At 59.7% G+C, this 16,515-nt stretch carries 14 protein-coding genes and 1 pseudogene; 11 read left to right on the top strand and 4 right to left on the bottom strand.

Annotated features, from left to right (window positions below; translation table 11 throughout):
- From atpD to HA46_RS11350, 10 genes are all read left to right on the top strand, one after another.
- Nucleotides 1-888, top strand: an 888-nt coding sequence (gene atpD, locus HA46_RS11395; RefSeq protein ID WP_084884327.1) for a F0F1 ATP synthase subunit beta, incomplete at its 5' end; no start/stop codon positions are given.
- Nucleotides 889-912: 24 nt separating this feature from the next.
- Nucleotides 913-1,332 carry a F0F1 ATP synthase subunit epsilon gene (locus HA46_RS11390; protein WP_033755408.1) on the top strand — a complete coding sequence of 140 codons (420 nt, stop codon included), beginning with the start codon at nt 913-915 and terminating at the stop codon, nt 1,330-1,332.
- Nucleotides 1,333-1,490: 158 nt separating this feature from the next.
- Entirely contained in the window at nt 1,491-2,861 is a 1,371-nt protein-coding gene (gene glmU / locus HA46_RS11385) for a bifunctional UDP-N-acetylglucosamine diphosphorylase/glucosamine-1-phosphate N-acetyltransferase GlmU (protein ID WP_084884325.1), read from the top strand.
- Between the two features lie 148 nt (nt 2,862-3,009).
- Nucleotides 3,010-4,839, top strand: a complete 1,830-nt coding sequence (gene glmS, locus HA46_RS11380) for a glutamine--fructose-6-phosphate transaminase (isomerizing) (protein ID WP_084884323.1) — start codon at nt 3,010-3,012, stop codon at nt 4,837-4,839.
- Nucleotides 4,840-5,005: 166 nt separating this feature from the next.
- Complete coding sequence (gene pstS / locus HA46_RS11375; RefSeq protein ID WP_033755414.1) at nt 5,006-6,049, top strand: phosphate ABC transporter substrate-binding protein PstS; 1,044 nt, start codon at nt 5,006-5,008, stop codon at nt 6,047-6,049.
- Nucleotides 6,050-6,137: 88 nt separating this feature from the next.
- Nucleotides 6,138-7,100, top strand: a complete 963-nt coding sequence (gene pstC / locus HA46_RS11370) for a phosphate ABC transporter permease PstC (protein WP_033755417.1) — start codon at nt 6,138-6,140, stop codon at nt 7,098-7,100.
- Nucleotides 7,097-7,987 (top strand): phosphate ABC transporter permease PstA, encoded by an 891-nt coding sequence (gene pstA, locus HA46_RS11365; RefSeq protein WP_033792965.1) that lies wholly within the window; start codon nt 7,097-7,099, stop codon nt 7,985-7,987. The genes pstC and pstA overlap by 4 nt, the downstream gene beginning before the upstream one ends.
- A gap of 44 nt (nt 7,988-8,031) precedes the next feature.
- Entirely contained in the window at nt 8,032-8,805 is a 774-nt protein-coding gene (gene pstB / locus HA46_RS11360) for a phosphate ABC transporter ATP-binding protein PstB (protein ID WP_033755421.1), read from the top strand.
- A 16-nt stretch (nt 8,806-8,821) separates the two neighbouring features.
- Nucleotides 8,822-9,556: a phosphate signaling complex protein PhoU gene (phoU, locus tag HA46_RS11355; protein WP_033755423.1), complete on the top strand. Its 735-nt coding sequence runs from the start codon at nt 8,822-8,824 to the stop codon at nt 9,554-9,556.
- Between the two features lie 109 nt (nt 9,557-9,665).
- Nucleotides 9,666-10,901: an MFS transporter gene (locus HA46_RS11350; RefSeq protein WP_033792966.1), complete on the top strand. Its 1,236-nt coding sequence runs from the start codon at nt 9,666-9,668 to the stop codon at nt 10,899-10,901.
- Here the strand turns inward: HA46_RS11350 and yieH are convergent.
- A complete protein-coding gene (gene yieH, locus HA46_RS11345; RefSeq protein ID WP_033792967.1) occupies nt 10,898-11,578 on the bottom strand; it encodes a 6-phosphogluconate phosphatase in 681 nt (226 codons plus the stop codon). The two genes, HA46_RS11350 and yieH, sit on opposite strands and share 4 nt — an antisense overlap.
- A 149-nt stretch (nt 11,579-11,727) precedes the next feature.
- Between yieH and HA46_RS11340 the strand changes: the two genes are divergently transcribed.
- The gene (locus tag HA46_RS11340) at nt 11,728-13,041 is read left to right on the top strand and encodes an NCS2 family permease (RefSeq protein WP_048781257.1); all 1,314 of its coding nucleotides are present in this window, start codon (nt 11,728-11,730) and stop codon (nt 13,039-13,041) included.
- Between the two features lie 203 nt (nt 13,042-13,244).
- Here the strand turns inward: HA46_RS11340 and HA46_RS11335 are convergent.
- From HA46_RS11335 to mnmE, 3 genes and pseudogenes are all read right to left on the bottom strand, one after another.
- A pseudogene (locus HA46_RS11335) lies at nt 13,245-13,994 on the bottom strand (4'-phosphopantetheinyl transferase family protein).
- Nucleotides 13,995-14,159: 165 nt separating this feature from the next.
- Nucleotides 14,160-14,750 carry a malonic semialdehyde reductase gene (locus HA46_RS11330; RefSeq protein WP_084884321.1) on the bottom strand — a complete coding sequence of 197 codons (591 nt, stop codon included), beginning with the start codon at nt 14,748-14,750 and terminating at the stop codon, nt 14,160-14,162.
- Nucleotides 14,751-15,083: 333 nt separating this feature from the next.
- Complete coding sequence (mnmE, locus tag HA46_RS11320; protein ID WP_084884316.1) at nt 15,084-16,448, bottom strand: tRNA uridine-5-carboxymethylaminomethyl(34) synthesis GTPase MnmE; 1,365 nt, start codon at nt 16,446-16,448, stop codon at nt 15,084-15,086.
- Nucleotides 16,449-16,515 lie beyond the last annotated feature (67 nt).

The raw sequence follows: 16,515 nt of genomic DNA, 5'->3' as shown, positions 1-16,515 counted from the left end.
AACATCGCGGCTGAGCACTCAGGTTACTCGGTATTTGCCGGCGTGGGCGAGCGTACTCGTGAGGGTAACGACTTCTACCACGAAATGACCGACTCCAACGTAATCGACAAAGTTGCGCTGGTGTATGGCCAGATGAACGAGCCGCCGGGTAACCGTCTGCGCGTGGCACTGACCGGTCTGACCATGGCGGAAAAATTCCGTGACGAAGGCCGCGATGTTCTGCTGTTCATCGACAACATCTATCGTTACACCCTGGCCGGTACGGAAGTATCCGCGCTGCTGGGTCGTATGCCGTCAGCGGTAGGCTACCAGCCGACCCTGGCTGAAGAGATGGGCGTGCTGCAGGAGCGTATTACCTCCACCAAGACCGGTTCAATCACCTCCGTACAGGCCGTTTACGTCCCTGCGGATGACTTGACTGACCCGTCTCCGGCGACCACCTTCGCCCACCTGGACTCAACCGTTACCCTGAGCCGTCAGATCGCGTCTCTGGGTATCTACCCGGCCGTTGACCCGCTGGATTCCACCAGCCGTCAGCTGGATCCGCTGGTGGTTGGCCAGGAGCACTACGACGTTGCGCGCGGCGTGCAGTCTCTGCTGCAGCGTTACCAGGAACTGAAAGACATCATCGCCATCCTCGGTATGGACGAGCTGTCTGAAGACGACAAACTGCTGGTGGCTCGCGCACGTAAGATTCAGCGCTTCCTGTCTCAGCCGTTCTTCGTAGCGGAAGTCTTCACCGGTGCGCCAGGTAAATACGTTACGCTGAAAGACACTATCCGTGGCTTTAAAGGCATTATGGACGGCGAGTTCGACCATCTGCCGGAGCAGGCTTTCTACATGGTCGGCGCTATCGAAGAAGCCGTGGAAAAAGCGAAGAAACTGTAATAACGGTTTCCCGGGAGGACAGATATGGCTATGACTTATCACCTGGACGTCGTCAGCGCGGAGAAACAGCTGTTCTCTGGCCTGGTGCAGAAAATTCAGGTGTCAGGTAGCGAAGGCGAGCTGGGCATTTTCCCTGGCCACGCGCCGCTGCTGACTGCCATCAAGCCTGGAATGATCCGTATCGTGAAGCAGCACGGCGAAGAGGAGTTTATCTACCTCTCTGGCGGCGTGCTGGAAGTGCAGCCGGGCAGCACTACCGTTCTGGCCGATACCGCTATCCGCGGTACCGACCTGGACGAGGCGCGTGCGCTGGAAGCGAAACGCAAAGCAGAAGAGCATATGAACAGCAGCCACGGCGACGTGGACTACGCTCAGGCCTCTGCGGAGCTGGCGAAAGCCATTGCTAAACTGCGCGTGATCGAGCTGACCAAAAAAGCGATGTAATCAGGCTTTATGCGTCACGAAATGCCAGCCCCTCGGGCTGGCATTTTTTTTGCCCGCGCCTCTGGCAGCGCGCGCCTAATTTCGACCTGAGAAAAATGTAGTAATCTCAGGGGTAAACCGTTTAACTTTCGCATGTCAAAAACTCTGTCAGGATGGTTATGTCTAACAGCGCAATGAGCGTGGTGATCCTTGCTGCCGGCAAGGGAACCCGTATGTATTCCGATCTGCCCAAAGTTCTGCATACTCTTGCAGGGAAACCCATGGTTCAGCACGTGATCGACGCCGCAACCGGCCTCGGCGCGCGGCATATTCACCTGGTCTACGGCCACGGCGGCGACCGCCTGAAGGCGACGCTGACCGAACCGTCGCTCAACTGGGTGCTGCAGGCGGAACAGCTCGGCACCGGCCACGCGATGCAGCAGGCCGCCCCCGCGTTCGCTGACGACGAAGATATTCTGATGCTCTACGGCGACGTGCCGCTGATTTCTCAGGAGACGCTGCAGCGTCTGCGCGACGCCAAACCTGAAGGCGGCATCGGCCTGCTGACGGTGGTGCTGGACAATCCCAGCGGCTACGGGCGCATCGTGCGCGAAAACAGCGCCATCGTCGGCATTGTCGAGCAGAAAGACGCCACGGCCGATCAGCTGAAGATAACCGAAATCAATACCGGCATCCTGATTGCCAACGGCGGCGATCTGAAGCGCTGGCTGGCGCAGCTCACCAATAACAATGCGCAGGGCGAATACTACATCACCGATATCATTGCGCTGGCGCATCAGGAAGGGCGACAGATCAACGCGGTGCACCCGGCGCGCGTCAGTGAAACCGACGGCGTTAACAACCGTCTGCAGCTGGCGACGCTGGAGCGGGTCTGTCAGAGCGAACAGGCGGAAAAACTGCTGCTGGCGGGCGTGATGCTGCGCGATCCGGCGCGTTTCGATCTGCGCGGCGTTTTGCGCCACGGCCGCGACGTCGAGATCGACGTCAATGTCATTATCGAAGGCGAGGTCAGCCTCGGCGACCGCGTAAAAATCGGCGCGGGCTGCATCATTAAAAACAGCGTCATTGGCGACGATTGCGAAATCAGCCCCTATTCGGTGATCGAGGATGCGAACCTCGCCGCCGACTGCACCGTCGGGCCTTTCGCCCGTCTGCGTCCAGGCAGCGAGCTGGCGCAGGCCGCCCATGTCGGCAACTTCGTCGAAATGAAGAAGGCGACGCTGGGCAAAGGTTCGAAGGCGGGACATCTGAGCTATCTCGGCGACGCGGAGATAGGCGCCAACGTCAACATCGGCGCGGGTACCATCACCTGCAACTATGATGGCGCGAATAAATCCAAAACCGTTATCGGCGACAACGTCTTCGTCGGCTCCGATACGCAGCTGGTGGCGCCGGTCAGCGTGGCGGCGGGCGCGACTATCGCGGCGGGCACCACGGTAATGAAAGACGTTACCGAGGCGTCGCTGGTCTACAACCGCAAAGAGCAGAACAGCAAAGCGGACTGGCAGCGTCCGGCGAAGAAAAAATAATTTTTAGCGGCCAGCCGCGTGCTGGCCGCCGCAGTAACACAATAATAATCCCCACTCTCTACAAGGCTCGGGGAGCCCGGCAAAGCCGGTTATCAGGTCGTATGACAACGAAAGATGGTCGAAAGCCATCAGGTCAGGAATAACATTTATGTGTGGAATTGTAGGTGCAGTAGCGCAGCGCGATATCGCAGAGATTCTGCTGGAAGGCCTGCGTCGCCTGGAGTATCGCGGTTATGATTCGGCCGGTCTGGCCGTCGTTGATCGTCAGGGCCACGTGACGCGACTGCGTCGCGTCGGCAAAGTGCAGATGCTGGCGGAGGCTGCTGAGCAGCAGCCGCTGATCGGCGGCACCGGCATCGCTCATACGCGCTGGGCGACGCACGGCGAACCGTCGGAGGCCAACGCGCATCCGCATGTCTCCGGGCAGATCATCGTGGTGCATAACGGCATTATCGAAAACCATGAGCCGCTGCGTGAAGCGCTGATCGCACGCGGTTATCGCTTCGCATCTGAAACCGACACCGAAGTGGTGGCGCATCTGGTGCACTGGGAGCAGAAACAGGGCGGAACGCTGCGCGAAGTCGTGCTGCGCGTCATTCCTCAGCTGCGCGGCGCCTATGGCATGGTGATCATGGACAGCCGCGATCCGTCGCTGCTGGTGGCCGCGCGTTCGGGCAGCCCGCTGGTGATTGGCCGCGGCGTCGGCGAGAACTTTATCGCCTCCGATCAGCTGGCGCTGCTGCCGGTGACGCGCCGCTTCATCTATCTGGAAGAGGGCGACATTGCCGAGATTAGCCGTCGCGACGTCACTATCGTCGATCGTGCGGGCAATGCGGTGCAGCGCGCCGAGATCGAATCGAGCGTACAGTATGACGCGGGCGATAAAGGCGTATATCGCCACTATATGCAGAAAGAGATTTACGAACAGCCGATGGCGATTAAGAACACCTTAACCGGTCGTTTCAGCCATGGCGAAGTCGATCTCAGCGAGCTGGGCCCGCACGCCGAAGCCCTGCTGAGCCAGGTCGAGCATATTCAGATCATCGCCTGCGGCACCTCGTACAACTCCGGCATGGTGGCGCGCTACTGGTTCGAGTCGCTGGCGAATATTCCCTGCGACGTCGAGATCGCCTCTGAATTCCGCTATCGCAAATCCGCCGTGCGTAAAAACAGCCTGCTGATCACCCTGTCGCAGTCCGGCGAAACTGCCGATACGCTGGCGGCGCTGCGCCTTTCCAAAGAGCTGGGCTACCTGGGCTCGCTGGCGATCTGCAACGTGGCTGGCTCTTCGCTGGTGCGTGAATCCGATCTGGCGCTGATGACCAAAGCGGGCACCGAAATCGGCGTCGCCTCAACCAAGGCGTTCACAACGCAGCTTACCGTGCTGCTGATGCTGGTGGCGAAAGTAGGCCGCCTGCGCGGCATGTCGGCGGAAATCGAGCATGAGATCGTGCACGGCCTGCAGGCGCTGCCAAGCCGCATCGAGCAGATGCTGGCGCAGGACAAACGCATTGAGCTGCTGGCGGAAGATTTCTCCGACAAGCATCACGCGCTGTTCCTCGGCCGCGGCGATCAATATCCGATCGCCATGGAAGGGGCGCTGAAGCTGAAAGAGATCTCCTATATCCATGCGGAAGCCTACGCCGCTGGCGAGCTGAAGCACGGCCCGCTGGCGCTAATTGACGCCGATATGCCGGTTATCGTGGTGGCGCCGAACAACGAGCTGCTGGAAAAGCTGAAGTCCAATATTGAAGAGGTGCGCGCGCGCGGCGGCTTGCTGTACGTGTTTGCCGATCAGGACGCCGGCTTCAGCGACAGCGACGGCATGAAGATTATCTCTCTGCCGCACGTGGAAGAGGTGATCGCGCCTATTTTCTACACCGTGCCGCTGCAGCTGCTCTCTTATCACGTCGCGCTGATTAAAGGCACCGACGTGGATCAGCCGCGCAACCTGGCGAAGTCAGTGACGGTAGAGTAAACAAGCGGGCCCGGAAACGGGCCCTTTTGCTTTTTGCTCGCTGTCATATAACTGTCATATTTCCTACATTTCACTGTCATCAAACTGTCCTATTTTCCCTCCTGCAGCAATCACTGACTCCAACTACAACGGCTCCGAGCCTGAGATTAACTCCCCTGGAGGGAACATGACACTGATGCGTAGCACCGTAGCCCGAATCCTTACCGCCACTCTCGCCGTAAGCGCGGTTTCTGCCTTTGCAGCCACCGATCTGACGGGCGCGGGCGGGACTTTCCCGGCGCCGGTTTATGCCAAGTGGGCAGCAGAATATCAGCAAGCCACCGGTAGCAAAATCAACTACCAGGGCATCGGTTCATCCGGCGGCGTTAAGCAGATCATCGCGAAAACCGTGGATTTTGGCGCGTCAGATGCGCCGATGAAAGATGAAGACCTGCAGAAAAACGGCCTGTTTCAGTTCCCGACCGTCATTGGCGGCGTCGTATTGGCCGTTAACATTCCGGGCGTGAAATCAGGCGAACTGACGCTCGACGGCAAAACCGTCGGCGACATCTACCTGGGCAAAATCAAAAAGTGGAACGACGCGGCGATCGCTAAGCTGAACCCGGGCGTGAAACTGCCAGATACCAACATCAACGTGGTGCGCCGCGCGGATGGTTCCGGCACCTCATTCGTCTTCACCAGCTACCTGGCGAAGGTCAACGAAGAGTGGAACAGCAAAATCGGCAAAGGCAACACCGTTAACTGGCCGGCCGGCCTGGGCGGCAAAGGCAACGACGGCGTCGCGGCGTTCGTACAGCGTCTGCCGGGTTCAATCGGCTATGTCGAATACGCCTATGCCAAGCAGAACAACCTGACCTATACCAAACTGGTCGATGCGGACGGCAAGCCGGTCGCGCCAAGCGAAACCAGCTTCTCTAACGCGGCGAAAGGCGCGGACTGGAGCAAATCCTTTGCTCAGGACCTGACCTTCCAGAAAGGCAACGACGCCTGGCCGATCACCTCAACCACCTTCATTCTGGTCTACAAAGATCAGGCTAACGCCGAGAAGGGCAGCGAAGTGCTGAAGTTCTTCGACTGGGCGTACAAAAACGGCGATAAAACCGCGACCAGTCTGGATTACGCCACCCTGCCGGACAGCGTAACCCAGCAGATCCGCGACGCCTGGAAGGCCAATATCAAAGACAGTTCTGGTAAAGCGCTGTATCAGTAAGCGAACAACTCCGGCCGGACGCGCGTCTGGCCAGATCGAGAAGGGCGGCTTCGTGCCGCCCTGACAACCTCTGAAGAATGAGACTTCTATGGCTGCAACGAAGCCGGCATTCAAAGCCCCCGGTAAGCAAGGTGACATGATTTTCGGCGCGCTGGTTAAACTGGCCGCGCTGATTGTCCTGTTGCTGTTGGGCGGCATTATCGTCTCCCTGATTTTCTCCTCCTGGCCAAGCATCCAGAAATTTGGGTTCTCCTTCCTGTGGAACAAAACCTGGGATGCGCCGAACGAAGAATTTGGCGCGCTGGTGCCGATCTACGGCACTCTCGTGACCTCGCTGATTGCGCTGATTATCGCCGTGCCGGTGAGCTTCGGCATCGCGCTGTTTCTGACGGAACTGTCGCCCGGCTGGCTGCGCCGTCCGCTCGGCACCGCCATTGAACTGCTGGCGGCGATCCCCAGCATCGTTTACGGCATGTGGGGCCTGTTTATCTTCGCGCCGCTGTTTGCCGAATATTTCCAGACGCCGGTCGGCGAAATCATGTCGAACATCCCCTTTGTCGGCGCGCTCTTTTCCGGCCCGGCCTTCGGCATCGGTATCCTGGCGGCGGGCGTCATTCTGGCGATCATGATCATTCCTTACATCGCCTCGGTGATGCGCGACGTATTCGAGCAGACGCCGGTAATGATGAAAGAGTCCGCCTACGGCATCGGCTGCACCACCTGGGAAGTGATCTGGCGCATCGTGCTGCCGTTCACCAAAAACGGCGTGATCGGCGGCGTGATGCTCGGCCTGGGACGCGCGCTGGGCGAAACCATGGCGGTCACCTTTATCATCGGCAACACCTATCAGCTCGACAGCCCTTCGCTGTTTATGCCGGGCAACAGCATCACTTCCGCGCTGGCGAATGAGTTCGCCGAAGCCGAGTCGGGCGTGCATGTCGCCGCGCTGATGGAGCTGGGACTGATCCTGTTTGTGATCACCTTTATCGTGCTGGCCATTTCTAAATTAATGATCCTGCGCCTTGCGAAAAGTGAAGGAGCGCGCTCATGACGACGATTGAACTGCAGGCTCGCGCCGAACTGGACGCGTCGCGCCGTAAAATGCAGGCCTGGCGCAGCACCAAGAATAAGATCGCGCTGGCGCTGTCGCTGCTGACCATGGCCTTTGGCCTGTTCTGGCTGGTGTGGATCCTGTTCACCACCGTGACGCGCGGCGTGGACGGGCTGAGCTGGTCGCTGTTTACCGAATCGACGCCGCCGCCCAATACCGCCGGCGGCGGTCTGGCCAACGCCCTGGCGGGCAGCGGCCTGCTGATTTTGTGGTCGACGGTAATTGGCACGCCGCTGGGCATCCTGGCGGGCGTCTATCTGGCGGAATATGGCCGCAAGTCGGCGCTGGCGGAAGTGATCCGTTTTATCAACGATATTCTGCTTTCGGCGCCGTCGATCGTGGTGGGCCTGTTCGTTTACACCATCGTGGTGGCGCAGATGCATCACTTCTCCGGCTGGGCTGGCGTGATCGCGCTGGCGCTGCTGCAGATCCCTATCGTTATCCGCACCACCGAAAATATGCTGCGGCTGGTGCCGGACAGCATGCGCGAAGCGGCCTATGCGCTCGGCACGCCGAAGTGGAAGATGATCTCCGCGATTACGCTGAAGGCGTCGGTATCGGGCATTCTGACCGGTGTGCTGCTGGCGATTGCCCGTATCGCGGGCGAAACCGCGCCGCTGCTGTTTACCGCTTTGTCGAACCAGTTCTGGTCCACCGACATGATGCAGCCGCTGGCGAACCTGCCGGTCACCATCTTTAAGTTCGCGATGAGCCCCTTTGCCGAGTGGCAGAGTCTGGCCTGGGCGGGCGTGCTGATTATCACGCTCTGCGTGCTGCTGCTGAATATCCTGGCGCGCGTAGTCTTCACCAAGAGCAAAAACGGTTAACCTTCGGCGCTGCCTGGCGCGGCGCCGTTTAAGAGAGACGAGCAATGAGTATCGCGACTTCCAACAGCGGTAAAATTCAGGTGCGTAACCTGAACTTCTATTACGGCAAATTTCACGCGCTGAAGAACATCAACCTGGACATCGCGAAGAACCAGGTCACCGCGTTTATCGGTCCGTCAGGCTGCGGCAAATCCACCCTGCTGCGCACCTTTAACAAAATGTACTCGCTCTATCCCGATCAGCGCGCCGAAGGCGACATTTTGCTGGATGGCGACAATATTCTGGCCTCCAGCCAGGATATCGCCCTGCTGCGCGCGCGCGTCGGCATGGTGTTCCAGAAACCGACCCCTTTCCCGATGTCGATCTACGACAATATCGCCTTTGGCGTGCGTCTGTTCGAAAAACTGTCGCGTGCCGATATGGATGAGCGCGTGCAGTGGGCGCTGAGCAAAGCGGCGCTGTGGAATGAAACCAAAGACAAGCTGCATCAGAGCGGATACAGTCTCTCGGGCGGCCAGCAACAGCGCCTGTGCATCGCGCGCGGCATCGCCATTCGCCCGGAAGTGCTGCTGCTGGATGAGCCCTGTTCGGCGCTGGATCCGATCTCCACCGGCCGTATCGAAGAGCTGATCACCGAGCTGAAGCAGGACTACACCGTGGTCATCGTGACGCATAATATGCAGCAGGCGGCGCGCTGTTCCGACCATACCGCCTTTATGTATCTGGGCGAGTTAATTGAGTTCAGCGATACCGACAGGCTGTTCACCAAACCGGCGCAGAAACAGACCGAAGATTACATTACCGGCCGCTACGGCTGATTTTCAGGAGATAAATATGGATAACCTCAATCTGAACAAGCATATCTCCGGTCAGTTCAATGCGGAGCTGGAACACATTCGCACTCAGGTGATGATTATGGGCGGCATGGTGGAGCAGCAGCTCACCGACGCCATCACCGCGATGCACAATCTGGACGGCGAACTGGCGCAGCGCGTGATCGACGGCGACCAGAAGGTCAACATGATGGAAGTGGAGATTGATGAAGCCTGCGTGCGCATCATCGCCAAACGTCAGCCCACTGCCAGCGACCTGCGCCTGGTGATGGCGATCATCAAAACCATCTCCGAGCTGGAGCGCATCGGCGACGTGGCGGAAAAAATCAGCCGCACCGCGCTGGAAAAATTCGGCCAGCAGCATATGCCGCTGCTGGTCAGCCTGGAGTCGCTGGGCCGTCACACCGTAGAGATGCTGCACGACGTGCTGGACGCCTTCGCGCGCATGGATCTAACCGAAGCGATTCAGATCTACCGCGAAGACAAAAAGGTCGACAAAGAGTACGAAGGCATCGTGCGTCAGCTGATGACCTACATGATGGAAGATCCGCGCACGATTCCGAGCGTGCTCACCGCCCTGTTCTGCGCTCGCGCCATCGAGCGTATCGGCGATCGCTGTCAGAACATCTGCGAAATCATCTTCTATTTCGTTAAAGGTCAGGATTTCCGCCACGTCGGCGGCGACAAGCTGGATGAGCTGCTCTCCGGCGACGACGGCTCCAATAAACCCTCCTGATGATTCACCGCCGTGCGCTGGCTGGCGCACGGCTCGCCGCTTTTTCTGTCCCGCGCAACCGTTTCCTTTATATAATTGGCGCACTTTTTCTCTATCAAGGTGCTGATTCATGTCTCTTTCCCGCAGTAAGCAGAGCGTGACGCCTGCAAAGGCGATGCTGGCCGCGGTCAGCGGTTACGCGATGGATGGATTCGATCTGCTGATCCTGGGGTTTATGCTGCCGGCGATTAGCCTGTCGCTGGCGCTGGATCCGTCGCAGGCGGGCTCGCTGGTTACCTGGACGCTGATTGGCGCGGTGGTGGGCGGTATTCTGTTCGGCCATCTCAGCGATCGCTTTGGCCGCATTCGCATCCTCACCGTCACCATTCTGATGTTCTCGATTTTCACCGGGCTGTGCGCGGTGGCGCAGGGCTACTGGGATCTGCTGGCGTACCGCACGCTGGCGGGCATGGGGCTGGGCGGCGAGTTCGGCATCGGCATGGCGCTGATTGCCGAAGCCTGGCCAGCGGAAAAGCGCAACCGCGCCTCGGCGTGGGTCGGCATCGGCTGGCAGCTTGGCGTGCTGCTGGCGGCCTTTATCACGCCGCCGCTGCTGGGCGTCATCGGCTGGCGCGGCATGTTTCTGGTCGGCCTGCTGCCCGCGCTGTTCTCATTTGTATTGCGGCGCAGCATGGGCGAGACGGAGGCCTTTACCCGGCAGGCGAAGCTGACGCCGTCGCTGTCGTTCGCCGCGCGCCTGAAAATGCTGGTGCAGGATCGTGCCACGGCGAAAGCGAGCCTCGGCATCTTTATCCTGACGTCGGTGCAGAACTTCGGCTATTACGGGCTGATGATCTGGATGCCGAGCTATCTCTCCGCGAACTTCGGCTTCAGCCTGACCAAATCGGGATTATGGACCGCGGTCACCGTGGTCGGCATGACCTTCGGCATCTGGCTGTTCGGCGTGCTGGCGGACCGCTTTGCGCGCTGGAAAATTTTCCTGCTTTATCAGTTCGGCGCCGTCGCGATGGTGGTGATTTACGCGCAGCTGCGCGATCCCACCGTGATGCTGTTTACCGGCGCCCTGATGGGCATGTTCGTCAACGGCATGATTGGCGGCTACGGCGCGCTAATCTCCGACACTTTCCCGCCGCAGGCGCGCGCCACGGCGCAGAACGTTCTGTTCAACCTCGGGCGCGGCGTCGGCGGTTTCGGCCCGCTGGTGATAGGCCTGCTGGCGACGAAAATTTCGTTTGCCGCGGCGATCACTCTGCTGGCGCTGATCTACCTGCTGGATATCGTCGCCACGCTCTTTTTGCTGCCGAAAAAGCAGGGCAACGACGATTCGCTGGGCGCGATTGGTTAAATCGCGGGGGATGAGTCTTCGACCAGCCGCCAGCCGCGCGCGCGCCACAGCGCGGGCAGCTCGGCCATATCGGTAAAGCGCGTCACCAGCGGGTGATCGATTTCAGGGTTGTGCGCGTCCGCGCAGTAGTAAAATACCGGGATGCCCGCCGCGATGCCGGCGCGGGCGCCCGCTTCGGAATCGTCAACCAGAATGCAGCGCTCGACAGGCACCTGCATCTGTTCGGCGGCGTAATGCATCAGCGCGGGATCGGGTTTCCAGCGCGAGATGTCGTAGCCGCTGTAGAGGCGATCGCGAAACCAGGGCAGCATGCCGGTCAGCCCCAGCGAGTGCTGCATCTTCTTTACCGTGCCGTTGGAGACGACGCACATCGGCACAGTTAGCTTCTCCACCAGCGCTTTCGCGCCGGGAATTTCCGTCAGCGACGCGTCGAACAGGCGCGCTACCTCGGCGCGGTAGTCGGCCTCAAACGTCGCCTGCGGCAGCGTGGCGTGATGCGTTTCTCCGACGTCGCGAATAATGTCGTAGAGCTGGACGCCTTTGTACTTTTCGAACATCTCCTGTAACGAGCAGCTAATTCCGTAGCGGGCGAAGGTGTTGACGTACGCCTGGGTGCAGAGCAATTCGCTGTCTACCAGGGTACCGTCGCAGTCAAAAAATACGCACTCTACTGCCATCTGTCGCTATCCTTCTGTTTTCGAGAGAGCACACACTTTAACCTAATCGACGCAGATTGCGATCCCGGAAACGGTTGCGAAAAATCATTGTATTGCCGCTGCAAAGCGGTCAGGATACGCGCCGAGTTCTTTTCATCAGGATCGTTGGCATGAGTAAACAAGGCCTTTTGCAGCGCGTTTTTAAGCTGCAGGAACATGGCACTACGGTGCGCACCGAGATTATCGCCGGTGTCACCACTTTCCTGACGATGGTCTACATCGTCTTTGTTAACCCGCAGATTCTTGGCGTGGCAGGCATGGATACCCAGGCGGTATTCGTCACGACCTGCCTTATCGCCGCATTCGGCAGTATTCTGATGGGCCTGTTCGCCAACCTGCCGGTGGCGCTGGCGCCGGCGATGGGGCTCAACGCCTTTTTCGCCTTCGTGGTGGTCGGCGCGATGGGCTACTCGTGGCAAGTGGGCATGGGCGCGATTTTCTGGGGCGCGCTGGGGCTGCTGATCCTGACGCTGCTGCGCGTGCGCTACTGGATGATCGCCAATATCCCGCTGAGCCTGCGCGTCGGCATCACCGCCGGTATCGGTTTGTTTATCGCCATGATGGGGCTTAAGAACGCCGGCATCATCGTTGCGAATCCCGATACCATCGCCGCCGTCGGCAACCTGACCTCGCACAGCGTGCTGCTGGGCGCGCTCGGCTTCTTTATCATCGCTATTCTGGCGTCGCGCAATATCCATGCGGCGGTGCTGATCTCGATGGTGATCACCACGGCCATCGGCTGGGCGCTGGGCGATGTGAAATTTGTCGGCCTTTTCTCCGCGCCGCCTGCGATCGGCAGCGTGGTCGGTCAGGTGGATATCAAAGGCGCGTTCAATATCGGCATGGCGGGCGTTATCTTCTCCTTTATGCTGGTTAACCTGTTCGACTCTTCCGGCACCCTGATCGGCGTAACCGACAAAGCGGGCCTGACCGATGAGACGGGCACGTTTCCGCGCATGAAGCAGGCGCTGTTTGTCGATAGCTTCAGCTCAGTGACCGGTGCGCTGGCGGGTACCTCGTCAGTGACCGCTTACATCGAGAGTTCGTCCGGCGTGGCGATCGGCGGCCGCACCGGCCTGATGGCGGTGGTGACCGGCGTGCTTTTTCTGCTGGTGATGTTCCTGTCGCCGCTGGCGGCGATGGTGCCGGGCTATGCGGCTGCAGGCGCGCTGATCTACGTCGGCGTGCTGATGACCGCCAGCCTGTCTCGCGTGCGCTGGGACGATCTCACCGAAGCGGTGCCGGCTTTCGTGACCGCGGCGATGATGCCGTTCAGCTTCTCAATTACCGAAGGTATCGCACTGGGTTTTATCGCCTACTGCGTGATGAAGCTCGGCACCGGCCGCTGGCGCGAGATCAGCCCCTGCGTGGTGGTCGTGGCGCTGCTGTTCGTGTTGAAAATCGCCTTTATCGACGCGCATTAAGAAGAAGGTCGCTTACGCGACCTTTGAGTTGATGGGGCAGAGTGCCAACGCGGGTGAGACGGACCGATCGCAAAGACGCAAAAAGCGGCATCCCTGCCAGCTCGGCCCGCGCCATCCATGGCGCGGGACGCTTTGCTCCTCGGTCCGTCTCACCCGCTTGCCGGCTTTGTTAGCCGTTTGAAGGGCCGCGTAAGCGGCTTTTTTTATGCCTCTGGATGGAGGCTGCGCTCCCGTGGCGAGCTGGTCAGGCGCAGCGTGCGCGGTCCGATATTAGGCTTGCTCATCTCTACGTCGCGCAGCGCATGCCACTCGCGCGAGGCGTCAATTTCCCACAGGTGCAAACGCTGGGTCGCGGGCGACAGAGCGCATGACCACACCAGCGTCGGCTCGGCGTCGCACACTGCCTGAATATCGGGATAGCTTGTCGAACGCAGACGGCCTGCCGCGGGCTGCAGCCGCAGCGAGGCCATATTATCGTTACCTTCGCCGGTCAGCTTGAGAATGCTCTGGCGCAGCGTCCAGATTTGCGTCACCGCTTCCATAAAATCCTGTTGCGCATTAATCCAGGCGCGTTCGCCCGACGTAAGCGACTGCATCAGCTGCTCCTGCGTCTGGCGGCTATGGGCGCGTACAATCTCCATATCCAGCCCCGCGCGTCCGCCCTCTTCGGCCAGCAGCACGCCGACCATATTGCCGGCATAGGCGATGCTGAAGTCGGGCAGATCGCGATCGGCAAAAGCGGGACGGCCGTTACTGTGGGTAACGAGAGCCGGAAGGGTGCTGATACCGTAAACGCGCAGCATCAGCTGCGCCAGCATCAGACGAGCAAGCAAAAAACGGCCTCGTTATCTGTCAGGCAGCTGTCGCGCCTGATCGAGGACATCCTGCGGCATGCGCATGGCGTCGGCGACAATGCCGCGATCGCCCATCCAACGTACAAAATGACCCGCCATCTGTCGCTCCGTGAAAATGGTCACTTAATCATCAGGGCGCATTGTAAGAATTTTCTGAGCACATTGCATCTGACATGAAACAGAATGACGCATATTCAGAATCGGCTGATAAAAAGCGGCGGGAAAAGAGAGGCCGCTACGCGCTTGCGCAGCGGCAGGGTATCGTCAGGCCAGTTTGCACGCCTGTTCAAAACGCAGGCGCGGCAGGCGCGGATGCAGCTTCTCGTTATCGCCATAGCCGAGGTTAATTAACATATTCACCTGCCAGCTGCTGTCGGCGAAGAATGCCTCGTTAACTTTCGAGGGATCGAAACCGGACATTGGACCGGCATCCAGCCCGAGCGAGCGCGCTGCCAGGATCAGATAGCCCGCCTGCAGGCTGCTGTTGCGAAAGGCAGTCTCTTTCACCAGTTCCGGGCTGCCGGTAAACCAGCTACGCGCATCGGCATGCGGAAACAGCTGCGGCAGCCGATCGTAAAACGCCATGTCGTGGGCGACGATGACCGTCACCGGCGCGGTCATGGTCTTTTCCACATTGCCGGATGAGAGCGCTGGCTTCAGTTTCTCTTTGCCTTCCTGCGAGGTGACAAATACAAAGCGGCCTGGCGAGCAGTTGGCCGAAGTCGGGCCAAGCGCGGTCAGCGCGTAGAGCTGCTCCAGAATGCCGGCTTCCAGAGGTTTGTCCTGCCAGTAGCTATGGGTGCGTGCTTCGTTAAATAGTTGGTCGAGCGCGGTGTTGTCGAGCGGTGTATGCATTCTACTCTCCTTGGTCAGGCGGAAGCAGCCGCCTGAGACATGCCATTGTGAAGGCGTATCCGGGAAAACCGGTGCTTACCGTTTATACCCCAATGGCGGTTCGTCGCCAAATAGCAAAGGTGCAAACAGGCGACGTTTGGCTGAGGAGGTGCGTGTAAGTGCACAAATTGACGCTGAGGTGAATGGCCAGCTTCTGTCTGATGGCGGAAGGCTAAAAGGTAGAGACGATCTTCGCATTGTTCGTAGCGGTAGAGCGCGACGTAGCCTGAACCACCGAATTCAATCCGCCAGAGGCGCCTCGACAAAATGAACAGTCGAGGCGTCCGGTTTAGATCATTTCCCGATGCAGAAGCTGGAGAATATCCGTCCCAGCAGATCGTCAGAGGTAAACTCGCCGGTGATCTCGCTCAGCGCCTGCTGCGCCAGCCGCAGCTCTTCTGCCAGCAGTTCGCCTGCCCAGGCTCCCAGCAGCTGCGCCTTGCCCTGCTGTAAGTGAGTGGCCGCCAACTCCAGCGCCTGAAGATGACGTCGACGCGCCAGGAAGCCGCCTTCCATATTGCCGGAAAAGCCCATCGACTGTTTCAGATGGTCACGCAGCGCATCCACGCCCGCGCCGGTGCGCGCTGAAAGACGAATAAGTGAGTGATGATTTACTTCTGTCAGACCCAGCGTTTCGCCAGTGACGTCCGCCTTGTTGCGCACGACGGTAATCGGCAACGCCGCAGGCAGGCGCGAAACGAAGTCGGGCCAGATCTGCGCCGCTTCCGTGGCGTCGGTGGTCGTGCCGTCTACCATGAACAGCACGCGATCCGCCTGCTCGATCTCCTGCCAGGCGCGCTCGATGCCAATACGTTCGACCTCGTCGCTGGCTTCGCGCAGTCCGGCGGTATCGATGATATGCAGCGGCATGCCGTCGATATGAATATGTTCGCGCAGCACGTCGCGCGTGGTGCCGGCGATATCGGTAACGATTGCCGCTTCGCGTCCCGCCAGCGCATTCAACAGGCTTGATTTACCCGCGTTCGGCCGACCCGCGATCACGACTTTCATGCCTTCGCGCAGCAGGCTGCCCTGACGTGCCTCGGCGCGTACGGCGTCAAGATCGACAATCACTTCATCCAGCTGCGCTTCGATTTTACCGTCGGAGAGAAAGTCGATCTCTTCATCAGGGAAGTCGATGGCCGCTTCGACGTAGATGCGCAGGTGGGTCAGCGCCTCTACCAGCTGGTTGATGCGAGTCGAAAAGGCCCCCTGCAGCGAATTGACCGCAGAACGCGCCGCCTGCTCGGAGCTGGCGTCAATCAGATCGGCGATCGCCTCAGCCTGCGCCAGGTCGAGCTTGTCGTTGAGAAAGGCGCGCTCGGAAAACTCGCCCGGCTGGGCGATGCGTACGCCAGGCAGCGCCACGATGCGCTTCAGCAGCAGATCGAGGATCACCGGGCCGCCGTGGCCCTGTAGCTCCAGCACATCTTCGCCGGTAAAGGAGTTCGGGCCGGGAAACCACAGCGCGATGCCCTGATCCAGCACGCTGCCGTCGGCGTCTTTAAACGGCAGATAATCGGCGTAGCGCGCCTTCGGCAGCTTGCCGAGCACCTGCTGCGCCACCTCGGCGGCGCGCGCGCCGGAGATACGCAAAATACCGACGCCGCCGCGTCCGGGAGGCGTCGCCTGGGCAACGATAGTATCGCTGTGGCTCATGGGATTTTCTCTCGCTAAAAAATAAGGCGGTCTTATTGACCGCCTCAGGGTAAACCAGATTGTCAGA

It is taken from the genome of Pantoea septica (genome assembly GCF_002095575.1).
In the GTDB taxonomy this organism is placed as follows: domain Bacteria; phylum Pseudomonadota; class Gammaproteobacteria; order Enterobacterales; family Enterobacteriaceae; genus Pantoea; species Pantoea septica.
This window is presented reverse-complemented; position numbering and strand designations above follow the sequence as displayed.